Here is a 15,689-nt window from a genome sequence, read left to right on the forward strand (position 1 = left end):
CCGTGGCGGCGCCGGCCGATCACCGCGCCAGGCCGTAGAACCGCATCGGGGAGTTCGGCCGGAAGCCGATGCGGGGGTACACGGGCGCGCCGGCGGCGGTCGCGTGCAGGGTCGCGCGGGTCGCTCCTGTGGCCCGGGCGCCCTCGTACAGGGCTTTGCGTGTCACCGCCTCGCCGTAGCCGCGGCGCTGCCACTCCGGGTCGGTGGCGACGAGCAGGACGAAGAGGCGCCCTTGCGCCTCCACCGTGGCGGCGCAGGCCACGGGGGTGTCGTCGCGTACGGCCAGGTAGGCGTGCACGCCGTGCTTCCACAGTGTGGAGCCGACGAGTCCGTCACGGCCGTCGTCGAGCGGGAAGCCGTAGGCGCGGGAGTTGATGTCCGCGTAGGCCTGGAGGTGCTCCTCGGTGGTCACGCGTACGAAGGTCAGGTCGGGGTGGTGCGGTTCCGGGACGGGCAGCAGGTCGCCGGCCATGCCGGTGCCCGGGAAGGCGTACGCGAGGCCCGCCTGCCCGGCGGCCGTGTCCACCGTCGCGCGCGCCTCGTCGTCGAGGAGGTCCTCGAAGACCCACAGAAACCCCGGGCGGCGCTTCGCCCGCATGATCTCCGCCGCTTCCTTCAGGCGCCGCTCCAGGAGATCGGCGCCCGTGCCGGCGCCGGTCAGGGTGACGCAGTTCCAGAAGGCGAACCGGCTGTCGGCCCACCGGACGGCGATGCCCGGCAGGTCACGGACGTCCGCGTCCGGGTCACGGTCGAGCACCATGGTCCGCCAGACGGCGGCGAGTTGTTCCATCGACTCGACGGAGTCTGCGAGATCGCGCACAGGCTTTCCTCTCCGGTCGCGGGTGTGGAGCCTTTCCGGGCGGTACGAGTTGTACACGCCCGGTGCCCGGCAGGGGGCCCGCCGGTCCCGCTCCGGCGCGCCGTGTCGCACACGTCCGCCCGGTCGAGCCCTGCGACGAACTCGGCGTCGGCGTACGAGTCCTCCCGACGTGTCGTCGGCGAAGTCGGTGCTCAGACGTCGGCGTGCGTCGTCGGGAAGGCGTCCTCGTCGCGTGCGCGGATGTCGTGGAGCCACGTGCCGCCACGCGTCCGGTGGAGAGCCTCCAGGGCCGCGGCCGAAGGGGAGCCGGGTTCCGCGGTGAGGGTGACGAGGGACTGGTGGGGTTCCTGCGGGACCTGGAAGGTCTGCTGGGTGACGGTCAGGTTTCCGGCCAGCGGATGGGTCAAGGCGTAGACGTCGCGGCCGCAGCTCTCGACGGTGTGCCGGGCCCACAGCCCGGCGAACTCGTCACTGAGGCACGTCAGTTCGTCGACGAGGGCGGTGAGGCAGGTGTCGCCGGGGTTGCGGGCGGTCAGGATGCGTAGGTTGCCGACCACCGCGCGGGCCTTGGCGGGCCAGTCGCGGTAGAGGGCGCGGGTGGGGGCGTCCAGGAAGACCAGCCGGGCGAGATTGGGGCGCGCGTCGGGGATGTCGGGCGCGGCGGGGTCCAGGTGTCCGGCGAGGAGGGCGTGGGCGGACGTGTTCCAGGCCAGGACGTCGTTGCGGCGGCCCACGACGAGGGCGGGCACGTGCGCCATGGTGTCCAGCAGCATGCGCAGATCGGCGGAGGCGTGCTCCGGGCGGGGTGCCCCCGGACGGGTGCGGTGGCCGGTCGTGGCCAGGACGTGCAGGTGCTCGCGTTCGGAGGCGGTCAGGTGCAGGGCGCGCGCGATCGCGTCGAGGACCTCGGCCGAGGCGTTGGCCTGTTGGCCCTGTTCGAGCCGCGTGTAGTAGCCGGCGCTGACCCCCGCGAGCAGCGCGACCTCCTCCCGGCGCAGCCCGGGCACCCGGCGCCGGTCCCCGTACCGGGGCAGGCCGGCGTCGTCGGGGCTCACCTGTGCCCGTCGCGCTCTGAGGAACTCGCCGAGCGGTGATCTGCGGTCCATGACGCCAGTATGCGCGGCGGCGACGCCCGGAGCCTGCACCTGTCAGGGGTAGGCAGGAGCGGGACTGGTCGCTGCGGGCGGGGGCCCGCAGAGTCGATCCCACGATGCACCGCGGACGCCGTGTCCGCGGCGTTCCGCGGCCCACGCCGCTCCGAACGAGGGAGACCCATGCCCACCACCACCCTGAAACTGGGGAACGTCGAGATCACCCGGGTCGTCGAGTTCTCCGAGATCTCACCGATGACGACCGACGTGTTCTTCCCCGGCAGCGAGCCGGAGGAATGGCAGCGGCACGCCGCCCTGCTGGACCCGGACCACTGGGAGCCGAGTACCGACCTGACCCGTGTCGCCACCCAGTCCTGGGTGCTGCGCAGCGAGGGCAGGGTCATCGTGATCGACACGGGGGCGGGGAACGGCAAGTACCGTCCGCTGCAGCCGATCTGGTCCTACCTGGACACGGACTACCTGGCCAACCTTGCCGCGGCCGGCGTGCGCCCCGAGGACGTCGACCTCGTCGTCAACACCCATCTGCACGACGACCACGTCGGCTGGAACACCCGCCTCGACGGTCGCGACTGGGTGCCGACCTTCCCGAACGCGACCTACCTGATGCCGGCCACCGAGGTGACGTACTGGCATCCCGACAACCTGCACCGCACGCGGTTCGGCCGGGGCAACCAGAACGTGTTCGAGGACAGCGTCCAGCCCGTGATCGACGCGGGGCTCGTCACGACGTGGGAGGACTCCTACGTCATCGACGGCAACCTGCGGCTCGCACCGGCGCCGGGGCACACCCCCGGTTCCTCGGTCATCCACCTGGAGTCCGGGGGCGACCGCGCGGTCTTCGCCGGTGACCTGCTGCACGGGGCCATCCAGGTCCACGAGCCGCACCTCAACAGCTGCTTCGAGGAGGACGAGGACGGCGCCCGCGCCAGCCGGGCACGGATGTTCGCCTACGCCGCCGACCACAACGCCCTCGTGTTCCCCGCCCACCTGCCGGGCCAGGGCGCCTTCGAGATCCGCCGCGAGGGCAGCGGCTTCGGGCTGGCCCGGTGGGCGCCGTTCTCCCGTACATAGCACGGCAGTCGCACCGCGCCCACGTCGCGCGGGTGGTGTGCCTCACAAGGACCGAGCACGCCGCGCCCCGTCTGCCGCGGGCTGCCATCATGCTCGAATGGCCCACGACGTCGTGTTCTTCCTCGCCCCCGACGACGAGACGGCCGCCTTGACGCGCCTGCAGGGACCTGGTGCGGCATTCGAGTCCGTGACCTGCCGTTTCATCGAGCCGGACAGTGCCATCGCCGAGTGGGACATGTACTTCGAGGCGCCGTCGCCGGAGGCCCCGCCGCTTGAGCAGCTGTATGCGTGGCGGCCATGGCCGGAGTGGGTCACCGCCCCCTTGAACGACGGCGTCGAGGTGCTCGCTCTGCCGAAGCGGCTGACCCGGGCCCTCGGCGAGGCGAGTTCCGCCCAACTCGAGGAGCTCGCGGGCCGCTGGGTCACGCGGTTTCGGGCCGAGGACGGTGACGACATGACCGACGACGATCTCCTCGCGGTGCTGCGGGGCGTCGCCCGCCTCGCAGCGTCTGCGGCGCATACGGGCGGCGGCCTCTACAGCTGGAGCTTCTGACTGCGTCGCGTGCTGCCTTTCGAGCACTCCCCGAGCGCGAGCTGACTCGACAGTAACTCTCCGGTGATGACAGCACATTGACAGGTTTCCGGCCGCCACTTCGGAGCAGGTGGGTATACGCCACTGGGGAGGGGTTTCCAACGCATGCCTACGTTCCGCCGCCGTACCCGCGCCATCACCACCGAGACCGTGCCGGCACGGGGGGCGGCCTTCGCCCTCACCGTCGAGGACTTGCAGGTGCTGGAGCGCGTCACCGGCCATGCGCGCACCCAACTGGCGCGGCACGCCGACGAGCGGGATCTGGGGGTCGTGGACGAGGCGAGCGGCTACTGGCTGATGCTGACACTGTCGGAGCGCGCCGGTGCCGCCCGCGCGCTCGGTCACGCCGACATTCCGATGCTCGTGGAGGAGGTGGAGACCGTGCGGGCCGTGGTGCTGAACCTGGAGTCCTACGGCGGGGCGACGATGGCGCTCGCCGAGGGCTACGAACTGCTCGACCGCATCACCCTGCTGAGCAGGCTGCCCTGTTCCGCCACGCCCGTCGGGGGTGTCCTCACACTGCCGGGCGAGACCCCGGAGGTCGGCGCCCTGTCCGCCACGTGACCCGTGCGCGTGGCGCGTCTTCAGCGGTCATGAGCGTCACGCTGTCGTCGAGCGGCATGGTTCGGCACATCACCCCAGCGGGACTTCGCACCAGACCGTCTTGGTGTAGGGGTCTCCGGCGGTCGTGCCCCAGTGGGTGGACAGCGCCTCGACGAGGAGCAGGCCCCGGCCCGACTCCGTGTCGGGGTCGGCGGGCCTGAGTGTGCCGGGGAGCGGCGGGCTGCGGTCGGGGCGGGCGTCCGTGACCTCGATACGGAGCGTGGCGTCCGCCGCGTACAGGGTCAGGCGGAGCGCGAAGTCGCGGCCGCTCACGTGCCCGTGCCGTACCGCGTTCGTGGCCAGCTCAGTCACGAGCAGGGACGCCGTCCGGTTGCCCTCCGCGTCGTACGGCCATCCCCACGCCGCCAGTTGGCCCGCCGCGAGGTGACGGGCGAGCCGGGCGCCCCTGGCCGTGGCGGAGAGACGGATACGGAAGTGGCGGGCGGGGCCGGTGTGTTCGTCCACCGGGGCGATCTCGACGTTCATGTCACTCAGCGTGGTCATCCGGCTCCGCGGTGAACAGCCCCGGCGGCCGGACCCGAAGGCGCCGTACGGAAGCCGTCCGGGCCTGTCCGGGTCGCGACGCGTGACATCCGGCGCCTTCGCCGTGTTGAACACCGGGCGGAGCACGGAGGTGTGGGGACATGAGCGTGGAACCTTATGGGGCGGACGAGGAGTCGGCGGCCGTCCTGCGGACCGTCGGCCGTGTCATCAAGATGTGCCGGGAACGGGCGGGGCTGACCCAGGCCGCCCTCGGCGCGCAGATCGGATACAGCGAGGAGCAGGTGTCCTCCGTCGAACGGGGACGCCGGGCGCCGATGGAGGAGTTCCTCGACGCGGCCGACCGTGTCCTCGATGCCAACGGCCTGATCAGCGCCCTGAGGGGCGACGTGGAGAAGGCTCGCTTTCCGAAGAAGGTACGGGACCTGGCCAAGCTGGAGGCGGAGGCCGTGGAGATCTGCGCCTATGACAACTCCGTCGTCAACGGCTTGCTTCAGACGGAGGAGTATCTGCGGGCGGTGTTCGGTTCGCGGCGCCCGGCCTTCTCGGAAGACGAGGTCGACCAGCTGGTCGCCGCCCGCCTGGCCCGGCAGCGCATCGTCGAGGGCTCGCTGCCCGGCACTTCCTTCAGCTTCGTGCATGATGAGGCTGCACTGCGGCGACGGGTCGGGGGCAAAATGGTGCTGCGCCGACAGCTCGAACGACTGTTGGATGTGGGGCAGAGGCGGAATGTGGAGATCCAGGTCCTTCCTCTGGATCGCGAGGACAATGCCGGGCTCGGCGGTCCGTTCCATCTGCTGCGGCTCAAGGAGGGCAGCACAGTGGCGCACAACGAGGTTCAGCGGACCAGTCGGCTGATCTCGGAGAGGAAGGAGATCCAGATCCTGGAACTGCGGTACGGAGTCATCCGGGCGCAGGCGCTCCCGCCACGAGAGTCGCTGGCCTTCATCGAGAAGATCCTGGGAGAGACATGACTGCGAAGTCCCGCACGGACCTGACCTGGTTCAAGAGCAGCCACAGCACCGACGACGGCCCGGCCTGCGTGGAGGTGGCCACCACGCCCCACACCATCCACGTCCGCGACTCCAAGCACATAGAAGGCCCCCACCTCACCTTCACCCCCACCCAGTGGGCCGCCTTCCTCCCCTACGCGTCGGGACGCCGATGACCCGACCGCCCACCGCCGCCCAGCGCCGGCTGATCGAGGCCGCCGATCCGGAGACCGGGCGTCTCAAGGGGACCGAGGCCCAGCTCACCGCGCTGGTGAAGCGCGGGCTCGCCTTCCGTCACCCGCGGCCCCCGCACGACCACTTCCTGACGCCCGCCGGGCACCGCGTACGGGAGGCGGAGCCGGACGCACCACCCGAGCCGAGCGCGCCGCAGGCGAACGCACCGCAGGCGAACGCGCCTGCCGGCACCGGGGTGTTCGCCGCCCGCGTCGGCGGTGAGGCCGCACCTCCCGCAGAGGGCCCCGCCCGCACGCGGGAGGTCCGCAGCGCCTGGCAGGGCATGCTGGAGCTGCGCCGGATGACCAACACGGACGGGTCGACCGACCGTCCCTGCGGATGGGAGCGCGCGCACCTCGTGCAGGCCGCCGCGCTCGCCCTGGAGGCGGCCGGGCACCGGCCCGCCGGAGCGGACGGCGAGGGCGGCTACCGGGTGCGGGAGACTCCGCAGCCGGACGCCGTCGCCGTTCACGCGCCCGACGCCACGTTGCTGCGGGCGTGCGCGGAGACCCTGGAGGGGGCCGGCTGGCAGGCCGGTGAGTACACGGAGCCCCGGACGCGGGCCCGTTACGTCCTGGCCTCCCCGCGCCGCGTGTGAGGGGCGTGCCAAGATCGGTGGATCGGGCAACGAACCGAGCAGGCGTGAAGGGGACGCAGTGAGCAAGCCGTATTCCGTCCGCGTGACCGTGCGTGGATACGAGACCGACGTGCAGGGCCACCTCAACCAGGCCGTGTACCTCAACTACGCGGAGCACGCGCGCTGGTCGCTGCTCCAGGAGGCGGGGATCACCCAGGCCCGGCTGCAGTCGCACGGGGTGGGGCCGGTCGCGCTGGAGACCACGATCCGCTACAAGCGGGAGCTGCTCGCCGGTGACGAGGTGGACGTGACCTGCGTCTTCCACTGGGGCGGGGGCAAGACCTTCACCATCGAGCAGACCGTCACCAAGACGGACGGCACGGTCGCGGCGGAGGTCAGCGCCGTGGGCGGCCTGCTGGACCTGGAGAAGCGCAAGCTGATGGCGAACCCGCAGGACGTCTTCCGCGAGCTGACGAACGACACCGCCCTTTTCGGGCTGTAGGGCCGCGCCGCACGGCTGCGGGGGCGTCAGGAGGCGTGCCGACGACCGGGTTCCGGGTCACCGGAGCCCGGTTTCTGTTTTCATCCGATGAAAGTTTCCTCCGTTCGGCTCCCAAGTTTCCTGGCCATCCACTCCTACAGTGGACCAGACCACCAGAGAGACCAGGAGACTCTTTACACGCTGTGAATCTACGTGCGTAACTAATGACGCGCGCACGTCAAGCAGTACGGAACTGCCCAGGTGGCAGCGGCCGACGTCACCTCCTTCTCATCCCCACATGTGCCAGGAGGCAAGTCCCCATGCAGGTACTCCCCCACGTCTCCCGCCTCGGAAGACGCACGGCCACCGCGCTCGGCGTCCTCGGCGCCGCGCTGGCTCTCACGGCCACGACCGTCGGCGGCGCGACCGCCGCACCGCAGCCCGACCCGAGGCCCCTCAACGTCAAACCCGGCCAGGCCTACATGGGCGTCGGCGCCGCCATCCACGAGGGCGTGCCCGCCGAGGACCCGGGGCGGGGCCTGCTGGCGCCCACCGACGGCGTCCAGGGCATCGACGTCTCGCACTGGCAGGGCAGCATCAACTGGACCTCGGTGCGCAACGCCGGCATCCAGTTCGCCTGGATGAAGGCGACCGAGGGCACCAATTACAAGGACTCCCGCTTCAACACGAACTACCCGGCCGCGCACTCCGCGGGCGTGATCCGAGGGGCGTACCACTTCGCGCTCCCCAACGCCTCCAACGGGGCGACCCAGGCGACGTACTTCGCGAGCAACGGCGGGGGCTGGTCGCGCGACAACCTGACGCTGCCCGGCGTCCTGGACATCGAGCACAACCCCTACGGGGCGATGTGCTACGGCCTGTCCACCACGCAGATGCGCACCTGGATCAACGACTTCTACACCACGTACAAGGCGCGCACGAGCCGCGACGTGGTGATCTACACGACGGCGAGCTGGTGGAACACCTGCACCGGCAACTGGACCGGTATGTCGGCCAAGAGCCCGCTGTGGGTGGCGCACTGGACCTCCGCCGCGTCGCCGACCATCCCGAGCGGCTTCCCCACCTGGACGGTGTGGCAGTACACCGACGCCGGGTCGGTCTCCGGCGTCTCCGGCAACGTGGACCGCAACAAGTTCAACGGGTCCCGCGACCGGCTCCTGGCGCTCGCCAACAACACGTGACGGACTGACAGGTCCACGGTCATACGCTCACGCGGTGGGGCCGGCCGTCCTCGGACGCCGGCCCCTTCCCGCTTTGCCCCCACCACCACCCTCTCCCGAGGAGTGCCCGTGCATCCCAGGAACGTCCTCCGGCGCCGCCTCCTGATCGCCGGCGCGGCCGGGCTGGCCGCCGGTGCCGTGTCCGGCGTCGCGCACGCGCGCGGCGCCGCCGTCCAGCCGGACATCGACGCCACCAGGACCTGGGGCGCCCGGTCCCCGCAGGGGACCGTCAGCGTCCTGCAGTACCGGCCCAGCCGGATCGTGGTCCACCACACCGTGTCCGACAACTCCACCGACTACTCCCGCGCCCAGGCGCACGCGCACGCCCACTGGGTGCAGGACCTGCACATGGACGACAACGGCTGGGTGGACACCGGCTACAACTTCCTGGTCAGCCGCGGCGGCTGGATCACCGAGGGCCGGACCGGCAGCCTCACGGCGCTGACCGGCGGGCGGACCTTCGTGCTCGGCGCCCACACCTCCGGGCAGAACACCGCGGCCATCGGCATCGCCTGCGAGGGCGCGTACCACGCGGGCGCCGAGCCGCCGCAGGCGCAGTGGGACGTGCTGGTGACGTTGTGCGCGTACGCCTGCGACCAGTACGGCATCGCGTCCACGCAGATCTTCGGGCACAAGGACTACGGCACGACGCAGTGCCCGGGCGTCTACCACGACATGCTGCCGCAGCTGCGCGCGGAGGTGGCGGCGGCCCGGGCCTGACCGGGCCGCCGGACCGTCAGGGGGCCGCCGGCGCCTTGCCCTGGGAGGCGAGTTCCTCACCCGTCTCCATCGGGTGGGTGACGTCGGCGGCCTCGCGGCGGCTGTTGCCCAGGTGGTTGAAGACGAGGTTCAGCAGGACGGCGACCACGCAGCCGGTGGAGATCCCGGAGTCCAGGACGATGCGGGCGGTCTCCGGGAACGCGTGGTAGAACTCCGGGGCGCTGATCGGTATGACGCCCACGGCGAGCGCGACGGCGACGATCAGGACGTTGTTGTCCTTGTCCAGGCCCGCCTTGGCGAGGGTCTGGATGCCGCTGGCGGCGACCGAGCCGAAGAGGACCACCCCGGCGCCGCCGAGCACCGGGCGCGGTACGACGGCGATGAGCGAGGCGGCGACCGGACACAGGCCCATGAGGACGAGGAAACCGCCGCCGGTGGCGACGACGAACCGGCTGCGGATGCGCGTCATGGCGACGAGTCCGATGTTCTGGGCGAACGCGCTGCACATGAAGCCGTTGAACAGCGGGGAGATCGCCGAGCCGAGGGTGTCGGCGCGCAGGCCCGCCGCGATCGTCTTCTCGTCCGCCGGGCGCTCGACGATCTCGCCGAGGGCCAGCATGTCGGCGGTCGACTCGGTCATCGACACGACCATCACCACGCACAGGGAGAGGATCGCCGCGAGCTGGAACTGCGGGGCGCCGAAGTGGAACGGGGTGGGGAAGCCGATCAGGTCCGCCTCGGCGACCGGGGAGAAGTCGGTGACGCCGAACGGGACGGCGATCAGGGTGCCGGCCACCATGCCGAGCAGGACGGCGATCTGCTTGACGAAACCGCGGGTGAAGCGGCGCAGCAGCAGCACGACGAGGAGGGTGACGGCGGCGAGGCCGAGGTTGGTGGCCGAGCCGTAGTCGTCGGCGTCGGGGCTCGCTCCCTGGGCCCAGCCGAAGGCGACGGGCAGCAGGGAGACGCCTATCAGGGTGATCACGGTGCCGGTGACCACGGGCGGGAAGAAGCGCACCGCCTTGCTGAAGAAGGGCGCGGCGAGGAAGCCGAGCAGACCGGCCACGATGACCGCGCCGAAGATGACCGGCAGCGCGTCCTTCTTGTCGTCGGTGGACGCGACGATCGCGGTCATCGGGGCGACACCGGCGAAGGTGACGCCGTTGACGAAGGGCAGCCGGGCGCCGATCTTCCAGACGCCGACGGTCTGCAGGAACGTGGCGAGGCCCGCGGTGAACAGGCAGGCGCCGGTGAGGAAGGTCAGTTCGGCAGGGGTGAGACCGACGGCCGCGCCGACGATCAGGGGCGGGGCGACGACACCCGCGTACATGGCGGCCACGTGCTGCAGGCCGGTCGTCGCCATCTTCGGCGCGGGCAGTTTCTCGTCTACGGGATGGTCGGCCACTGCGGTGTTCCTCCGGTCGGTTGCACGCCGGTGCCGGCGTGGTTGTCAGGGAGGTGGTGCGGGCGGGCGTGGGGTACCTCCCGCTCGAGTGCGGCCGAGCGTGGGTGGGAGGGACGAGGACGTCCGGTGGAGCCGCCACGGGGGCGTGGGACGGGTGGTGAGCCGTTCCGGGGCACGCCGGAGCGCGCCCCGGAGACGGCCTCCGCGGATCCCGGCGCACCGGGTCCGCGGTCTCCGGGCCGGGAGCCGTCCCTCACGGCCCGGAGACGTGCGGGGGGGTTCAGTTCCGCGCGGCGATGCCGGCCAGCCTCCGCGCCTCGGCGCGGGTGGTGCGGGCGACGGCGTCCTCGTCGGCGGTGAGCAGCCGGTTGTTCTCCACGATCTGGCGGCCGTTCACGAAGGACGCGGTGACCGGGGCGGCGGCGCCGAAGACCAGCGCGGTGACCGGGTCGGCGATGGAGGCGTGGGCGAGGGTGTCCATCCGCCACAGCACCAGGTCGGCAAGCTTGCCCGGTTCCAGGGAACCGATCTCGTCCGCCCGGCCCAGCACCCGCGCCCCGCCCTGGGTGCCGAGACGGAGGGCCTGGCGTGCCGTGAGGGCCTTCTCCCGGTGGGCGCCGAGGCGGTTGATCAGCAGGGCGTTGCGCAGTTCGGTGTGGAGTTCGCCGGACTCGTTGGAGGCGGTGCCGTCCACGCCGAGGCCGACGGGGACGCCGGCCGCCAGCATGTCGGGGACGCGGGCGATGCCGGCGGCGAGGCGGGCGTTGGAGGAGGGGCAGTGGGCGACACCGGTGCCGGAGCGGGCGAAGGCGGCGATGTCGGAGTCGTTCATGTGGACGCAGTGCGCCATCCACACGTCCTCGCCGAGCCAGCCGGTGGACGCGAAGTAGTCGGTGGGGCCCATGCCGAACAGTTCGTGGCAGAACTTCTCCTCCTCCACGGTCTCCGAGCCGTGGGTGTGCAGCCGCACGCCGAGGCGGCGGGCCAAGTCGGCGCCCTGGCGCATGAGTTCGGTGGAGACGGAGAAGGGGGAGCAGGGGGCGACGGCGACCTGGGTCATCGCGCCGGGCGAGGTGTCGTGGTGGCGGCGCACCGTCTCCTCGGTGGCGGCGAGCGCGTCGTCGAGGCTCTCCACCGCGAAGTCCGGGGGCAGGCCGCCGTCGGACTCGCCGCGGTCCATGGAGCCGCGGGCGAGGGTGAAGCGGACGCCCATGTCGCGGGCGGCGGTGATGATCGCGGCGGACAGGTCGCCGGAGCCGCGCGGGAAGACGTAGTGGTGGTCCATGGCGGTGGTGACGCCGCCGCGGGCCATCATCGCGAGGGACCCCTGGGCCGCCGCGTGCACCATCGCCTCGTCGATGCGCGCCCAGGTCGGGTAGAGGGCGACGAGCCAGTCGAAGAGGTTGTGGTCGGTGGCCAGGCCCCGGGTGAGCCACTGGTAGAAGTGGTGGTGGGTGTTGACCAGTCCGGGGGTCGCGAGATGGCCGGTGGCGTCGATCCGGCGGCCGACGTTCTCCAGGTCCCCGGGGGCCGGGCCCGCGCCGAGCGACTCGATGCGGTCGCCGGCGAGGACGAGGTGGCCGGTGGCGTGCTCGGTGTCCGCCGCGTCGACGGTCGCGATCGCACAGTTCTCGATGACGGTGCGCCGGTCTGCTGCCATGGTGCGTCCTTTTCGCGTACGGGGAGAGGGCACGGCAGGACCCTGGGGGTTTGAGTGCCGTGGCCGGGAGGGGCGGGGCCCGGGTACCCGGCCACGGGTGCCGAAAGGGGGTGCGGTCAGAGGTTGGTGAGGTCCACCGGGATCCGCGGCTCGCAGCCGTCGCGCAGGACCGTGGCCTCGATCAGGCCGTAGGGGCGGTCGGAGGCGAAGTACACCGCTCCGTCGGGGGTGTCGTTCTTGAGGCCGAACGGCTCCAGGTCGACCAGGAAGTGGTGGCTGTTGGGGAGGGAGAAGCGGATCTCGTCGACCTCGTCGCGCTCCTCGATGACGCGGGTGCCCATCTGGTAGAGCGTCTGCTGGAGGGAGAGCGAGTACGTCTCGGCGAAGGCCCGCAGCATGTGCTGCTTGACCTGGGCGTACGAGGCGTCCCAGTCGGGCATCTCCCGCGCGTCGTCGGTCCAGTTGAACCGCCAGCGGGCGGAGACCGAGGTGGCGAGGATGCGGTCGTGGGCCTCCTTGAGGGTGGTGTAGCGGTCCTTGACGTAGCCCCAGAACTCGGAGTCGGTGGAGTTCATCACCGTGAGGTCCTTCAGGCCGGAGACGACCTCCCAGCTCGCGCCGTCGTAGGTGACCTGGGTGAGGCGGGTCTCCTGGCCCGTGCGGACGAAGGAGTGCCTGGCCTCGCCGGAGGTCTCGATGCGGTCCCAGGCGTACTCCTCGATGCGGATGCGCGCCCGGTGGATGGGGTCCTGCGAGGTGACGAAGTGGCGGGCGAGGTGGATGCCGAACTGCTCGGCGGACTCGATGCCGTGCTCCTTGGCGAAGGCGAAGACCGTGTTCTTGGTGGTGTCGGTCGGCAGGACGTTCGCGTTGGAGCCGTTGTAGTGGACGTCGTCCATGTCGCCGGAGAGGGCGACGGAGACGTTGAGGTCCTTGATGTGGTGGGTGGCGCCGTCCCGCGTGATCTTGACGACTCGGTTCTCTGCCTTGCCGTACTGGTTCTGTCCCAGGATCGTGGGCATGGGTGTCAGCTCCCTCGGTAAACGGAGTAGCCGAACGGGTTGAGCAGCAGCGGTACGTGGTAGTGCTCGCCGGCCGTGACGGCGAAGGTGATCGCCACCTCGGGGAAGAACACGGCACCGCTGTCCCGATGCGCGGGGGCGTCCTGCTGAGCCTCGGCCTTCTTCTTCAGGAAGTACGGCTCCACCTCGAAGTCGAGCCGTACGTGGGTGGTTCCCTCCGGCAGGGCCGGCAGGTCCTTGCACCGCCCGTCCGCGTCGGTCGCGGACCCGCCGAGCTCCTGCCAGGCGGCCCGCCGGCCGGGGCGGGCGGAGAGGCGTACGGCGACGCCCTCGGCGGGGCGGCCCACGCTGGTGTCCAGGATGTGCGTGGACACGGAGGCGGTGGTGTCGGTGCTCATGCGAGGTCGGTCCTCTTCGACGAGTCGGGTCAGCCGGATGCGGTTGATCTTCCCCAGTTCGGTGCGGACGATCTCGCGTTCCTTCTCCGGCGGGTTGCCGAGGCGCTCGCGCACGGCGTTCCGCATCTCCTCGGCGCTGCGGCCGGTGGCGCAGATGAGGAACACGTGGCCGAACCGCTCCTGGTAGGCCAGATTCAGTTCGAGCATCTCGGCCCGGAGCCCGTCGGCGGCCCCGGACATGGCGCTCTGCTCCCGGGCGGAGGTCGGGTCCCCCGGCTTGGGGCGGCCGATCGGCGGGTGTCCGGCCATCGCCTCCGCCAGGTCGGCCTCGGTCAGCTCGGCCATCGCGGCGTCACTGGCGGCGTAGAGGTCGTCGGGGGCCGCGTACGGGCGGGCGGCGAGCAGCCGCCGGGTCCAGGCGGTGGAGGCGCAGACCTCGTGGAGCGCGGCGGACGCCGCGTGCTCCTCCAGGGCGTTGAACCGGGTCAGGCCCGGGGGCGTGGATGTCGACGTCACGGGAGCCTCCTGGCCGACGAACGGCCGTGTGCTGCGAACGGGCGTGCCGACAGTGAACGCCGTCACGCAGCAGGCGTCAACAGTTTGTTGAGAATTCCGTGTGACGTTTGGGTGTGCCCTCCGCCGGGTGCCCCGTGAGGGCGTCCGGCGCCGGGAGTCAGGCGCCCGGAGTCAGGCGCCCTTTTCCCGGTTGAGGTAGTTGTAGACGGTGAAGCGGCTGACGCCGAGCGCGCTCGCCACGGTCTCCACGCCGTGCCGCACGGCGAACGCGCCGCGCGCCTCCAGAGCGCGGACGATCTCCTGTTTCGCCTTGCGGTCCAGCTCCGCCAGCGGCACGCCCTGGCGGCGCTCCAGCGCGGCGAGGATGTGGTCGAGGGAGTCCGCGAGCTGCGGCAGCCGTACGGCGACGGCGGCGGCGCCCTCCCAGGTCAGCACCACGTCGTCGGGGCCGGCCTCGTCCGGCGGGACCAGCTCCGCACCCATGGCGTCGACCAGCGGTTTCACGGCCGCGATGAAGGCACCCTCACCGGTCGCGGTCACCGGTCGCCCTCCCCGACCACGTTGATCTGGAGCGAGACGCGGGTGGCGCCGGCGGTCAGGCTGCGGCGCAGCAGGGCGTCCACGGCCGAGAGTACGGCGTCGGCGCCGCCCTCGGCGGTGTTGCCGAACGGCCCGACGTCCACCGCGTCCAGGTCGGCCGTCTCGACGACCTCGCGCGCCACCACGGCGTGCTCGGGCGCCTCGTCGAGGTCGAAGGGCTCGGTCGTGAACTCCACTCGCAATCGCACGGGGCCAACCTACCGACCTCTTGACAGCCCTTCACCCACACGGGCAATCTTCCAGTAAGCAGAAACATTATTTCGCCATACGGAAAACAACGAAGGGAGCGCGGCCCGATGGGATTCGCCGACCAGCGCTTCACCGTCAACCTGTCGATCCTCTTCACCGAACTCCCGCTCCTGGAGCGCCCCGCGGCCGCGGCCGAGGCCGGCTTCACCGCGGTCGAGCTGTGGTGGCCCTGGACGGACTCCCCCGTGCCGCAAAGGTCCGAGCTGGACGCGCTGCGCACGGCGATCCAGGACGCGGGCGTCCGCCTCACCGGCCTGAACTTCTACGCCGGGCAGCTGCCCGGGCCCGACCGGGGCGCCCTGTCCGTGCCGGGTGAGGAGTCGGACCGGTTCCGTGCGAACGTCGAGGTCGCGGCCGGTTTCGCCGAGTCGCTGGGCTGTCGCGCGCTGAACGCGCTGTACGGGAACCGGGTGGACGGCGTGGACCCGGGCGAGCAGGACGCTCTCGCCCTGGAGAACCTCGTCCTGGCCGCGCGGGCCGCCGACCGGATCGGCGCGGTCCTGCTGGTCGAGGCGCTCAACCGGGCCGAGTCGCCGCACTACCCGCTGGTGTCGGCACCGGCCGCGCTGGAGGTCGTCGACCGGGTCGACGCGGCCACCGGACTGGGCAACGCCCGCTTCCTGATGGACCTGTACCACCTGGCCATGAACGGCGAGGACCTGCCGGCGGTCATCGACCACTACGCGGACCGGACCGGGCATGTGCAGATCGCCGACAGCCCCGGACGCGGCGCGCCCGGCACCGGGTCGCTGCCGCTGGAGGACCTGCTGGACCGGCTGCGCAAGGCCGGTTACGACGGCCGGGTCGGTCTTGAGTACAAGCCGGGCGACCGCCCGAGCGCGGAGGCCTTCGACTGGCTGCCGCGGGAGGCCCGCCGACCCGCCGCCCGCTGACC

At 71.6% G+C, this 15,689-nt stretch carries 19 protein-coding genes; 10 read left to right on the plus strand and 9 right to left on the minus strand.

The window, feature by feature from the left end:
* Positions 1-19 precede the first annotated feature (19 nt).
* The gene (locus tag B100_RS0108235; RefSeq protein WP_024883964.1) at positions 20-820 is read right to left on the minus strand and encodes a GNAT family N-acetyltransferase; all 801 of its coding nucleotides are present in this window, start codon (positions 818-820) and stop codon (positions 20-22) included.
* 191 nt (positions 821-1,011) lie between these two features.
* Positions 1,012-1,926, minus strand: coding sequence for an MmyB family transcriptional regulator (locus B100_RS0108240; protein WP_024883965.1), 915 nt, complete (start codon positions 1,924-1,926; stop codon positions 1,012-1,014).
* A gap of 168 nt (positions 1,927-2,094) precedes the next feature.
* Here B100_RS0108240 and B100_RS0108245 point away from each other — a divergent pair, with 168 nt between their 5' ends.
* The 3 genes from B100_RS0108245 to B100_RS0108255 all read left to right on the plus strand — a co-directional run bounded on the left by B100_RS0108245 (position 2,095) and on the right by B100_RS0108255 (position 4,159).
* On the plus strand, positions 2,095-3,003 hold the full coding sequence (locus B100_RS0108245) for an MBL fold metallo-hydrolase (RefSeq protein ID WP_024883966.1): 909 nt from the start codon (positions 2,095-2,097) through the stop codon (positions 3,001-3,003).
* A 97-nt stretch (positions 3,004-3,100) separates the two neighbouring features.
* Positions 3,101-3,556 (plus strand): hypothetical protein, encoded by a 456-nt coding sequence (locus tag B100_RS0108250; protein WP_024883967.1) that lies wholly within the window; start codon positions 3,101-3,103, stop codon positions 3,554-3,556.
* A 144-nt stretch (positions 3,557-3,700) separates the two neighbouring features.
* On the plus strand, positions 3,701-4,159 hold the full coding sequence (locus B100_RS0108255) for a hypothetical protein (RefSeq protein ID WP_024883968.1): 459 nt from the start codon (positions 3,701-3,703) through the stop codon (positions 4,157-4,159).
* A gap of 69 nt (positions 4,160-4,228) precedes the next feature.
* Here the strand turns inward: B100_RS0108255 and B100_RS0108260 are convergent, their stop codons facing one another.
* A complete protein-coding gene (locus B100_RS0108260; protein WP_024883969.1) occupies positions 4,229-4,684 on the minus strand; it encodes an ATP-binding protein in 456 nt (151 codons plus the stop codon).
* A gap of 158 nt (positions 4,685-4,842) precedes the next feature.
* Here B100_RS0108260 and B100_RS0108265 point away from each other — a divergent pair, with 158 nt between their 5' ends.
* The 6 genes from B100_RS0108265 (at position 4,843) to B100_RS0108290 (ending at position 8,944) form a co-directional block, all read left to right on the plus strand.
* Positions 4,843-5,673: a Scr1 family TA system antitoxin-like transcriptional regulator gene (locus B100_RS0108265; RefSeq protein WP_024883970.1), complete on the plus strand. Its 831-nt coding sequence runs from the start codon at positions 4,843-4,845 to the stop codon at positions 5,671-5,673.
* Positions 5,670-5,867, plus strand: coding sequence for a DUF397 domain-containing protein (locus tag B100_RS0108270; protein WP_024883971.1), 198 nt, complete (start codon positions 5,670-5,672; stop codon positions 5,865-5,867). The genes B100_RS0108265 and B100_RS0108270 overlap by 4 nt, the downstream gene beginning before the upstream one ends.
* The gene (locus B100_RS0108275; protein WP_024883972.1) at positions 5,864-6,523 is read left to right on the plus strand and encodes a hypothetical protein; all 660 of its coding nucleotides are present in this window, start codon (positions 5,864-5,866) and stop codon (positions 6,521-6,523) included. The genes B100_RS0108270 and B100_RS0108275 overlap by 4 nt, the downstream gene beginning before the upstream one ends.
* 58 nt (positions 6,524-6,581) lie before the next feature.
* Complete coding sequence (locus tag B100_RS0108280; protein WP_024883973.1) at positions 6,582-7,004, plus strand: acyl-CoA thioesterase; 423 nt, start codon at positions 6,582-6,584, stop codon at positions 7,002-7,004.
* A gap of 299 nt (positions 7,005-7,303) precedes the next feature.
* Positions 7,304-8,185: a lysozyme gene (locus B100_RS0108285; RefSeq protein ID WP_024883974.1), complete on the plus strand. Its 882-nt coding sequence runs from the start codon at positions 7,304-7,306 to the stop codon at positions 8,183-8,185.
* Between the two features lie 108 nt (positions 8,186-8,293).
* Positions 8,294-8,944, plus strand: a complete 651-nt coding sequence (locus B100_RS0108290; RefSeq protein WP_024883975.1) for a peptidoglycan recognition protein family protein — start codon at positions 8,294-8,296, stop codon at positions 8,942-8,944.
* A 16-nt stretch (positions 8,945-8,960) separates the two neighbouring features.
* Here the strand turns inward: B100_RS0108290 and B100_RS0108295 are convergent, their stop codons facing one another.
* From B100_RS0108295 to B100_RS0108320, 6 genes are all read right to left on the minus strand, one after another.
* Positions 8,961-10,349 carry a nucleobase:cation symporter-2 family protein gene (locus B100_RS0108295; RefSeq protein ID WP_024883976.1) on the minus strand — a complete coding sequence of 463 codons (1,389 nt, stop codon included), beginning with the start codon at positions 10,347-10,349 and terminating at the stop codon, positions 8,961-8,963.
* 280 nt (positions 10,350-10,629) lie between these two features.
* Complete coding sequence (locus B100_RS0108300; protein ID WP_024883977.1) at positions 10,630-12,009, minus strand: 8-oxoguanine deaminase; 1,380 nt, start codon at positions 12,007-12,009, stop codon at positions 10,630-10,632.
* Between the two features lie 116 nt (positions 12,010-12,125).
* Entirely contained in the window at positions 12,126-13,031 is a 906-nt protein-coding gene (gene pucL / locus B100_RS0108305) for a factor-independent urate hydroxylase (protein WP_024883978.1), read from the minus strand.
* Between the two features lie 5 nt (positions 13,032-13,036).
* Complete coding sequence (gene uraD / locus B100_RS35335; RefSeq protein WP_024883979.1) at positions 13,037-13,945, minus strand: 2-oxo-4-hydroxy-4-carboxy-5-ureidoimidazoline decarboxylase; 909 nt, start codon at positions 13,943-13,945, stop codon at positions 13,037-13,039.
* A gap of 171 nt (positions 13,946-14,116) precedes the next feature.
* A complete protein-coding gene (locus tag B100_RS0108315) occupies positions 14,117-14,428 on the minus strand; it encodes a helix-turn-helix domain-containing protein (protein WP_051489954.1) in 312 nt (103 codons plus the stop codon).
* Positions 14,429-14,481: 53 nt separating this feature from the next.
* Positions 14,482-14,733 (minus strand): YkoF family thiamine-binding protein, encoded by a 252-nt coding sequence (locus B100_RS0108320; protein WP_037722515.1) that lies wholly within the window; start codon positions 14,731-14,733, stop codon positions 14,482-14,484.
* A 108-nt stretch (positions 14,734-14,841) separates the two neighbouring features.
* Between B100_RS0108320 and B100_RS0108325 the strand changes: the two genes are divergently transcribed.
* Positions 14,842-15,687, plus strand: a complete 846-nt coding sequence (locus tag B100_RS0108325) for a TIM barrel protein (RefSeq protein ID WP_024883982.1) — start codon at positions 14,842-14,844, stop codon at positions 15,685-15,687.
* Positions 15,688-15,689 lie beyond the last annotated feature (2 nt).

This window comes from Streptomyces sp. CNH189 (genome assembly GCF_000527195.1).

Coding starts and splice junctions, on each gene's coding strand:
- B100_RS0108240 (WP_024883965.1), bottom strand. CDS start 1,926: ATGGACCGCAGATCACCGCTCGGCGAGTTCCTCAGAGCGCGACGGGCA.
- B100_RS0108325 (WP_024883982.1), top strand. CDS start 14,842: ATGGGATTCGCCGACCAGCGCTTCACCGTCAACCTGTCGATCCTCTTC.
- B100_RS0108285 (WP_024883974.1), top strand. CDS start 7,304: ATGCAGGTACTCCCCCACGTCTCCCGCCTCGGAAGACGCACGGCCACC.
- B100_RS0108245 (WP_024883966.1), top strand. CDS start 2,095: ATGCCCACCACCACCCTGAAACTGGGGAACGTCGAGATCACCCGGGTC.
- B100_RS0108250 (WP_024883967.1), top strand. CDS start 3,101: ATGGCCCACGACGTCGTGTTCTTCCTCGCCCCCGACGACGAGACGGCC.
- B100_RS0108270 (WP_024883971.1), top strand. CDS start 5,670: ATGACTGCGAAGTCCCGCACGGACCTGACCTGGTTCAAGAGCAGCCAC.
- B100_RS0108265 (WP_024883970.1), top strand. CDS start 4,843: ATGAGCGTGGAACCTTATGGGGCGGACGAGGAGTCGGCGGCCGTCCTG.
- pucL (WP_024883978.1), bottom strand. CDS start 13,031: ATGCCCACGATCCTGGGACAGAACCAGTACGGCAAGGCAGAGAACCGA.
- B100_RS0108260 (WP_024883969.1), bottom strand. CDS start 4,684: ATGAACGTCGAGATCGCCCCGGTGGACGAACACACCGGCCCCGCCCGC.
- B100_RS0108300 (WP_024883977.1), bottom strand. CDS start 12,009: ATGGCAGCAGACCGGCGCACCGTCATCGAGAACTGTGCGATCGCGACC.
- B100_RS0108275 (WP_024883972.1), top strand. CDS start 5,864: ATGACCCGACCGCCCACCGCCGCCCAGCGCCGGCTGATCGAGGCCGCC.
- B100_RS0108315 (WP_051489954.1), bottom strand. CDS start 14,428: ATGGGTGCGGAGCTGGTCCCGCCGGACGAGGCCGGCCCCGACGACGTG.
- B100_RS0108255 (WP_024883968.1), top strand. CDS start 3,701: ATGCCTACGTTCCGCCGCCGTACCCGCGCCATCACCACCGAGACCGTG.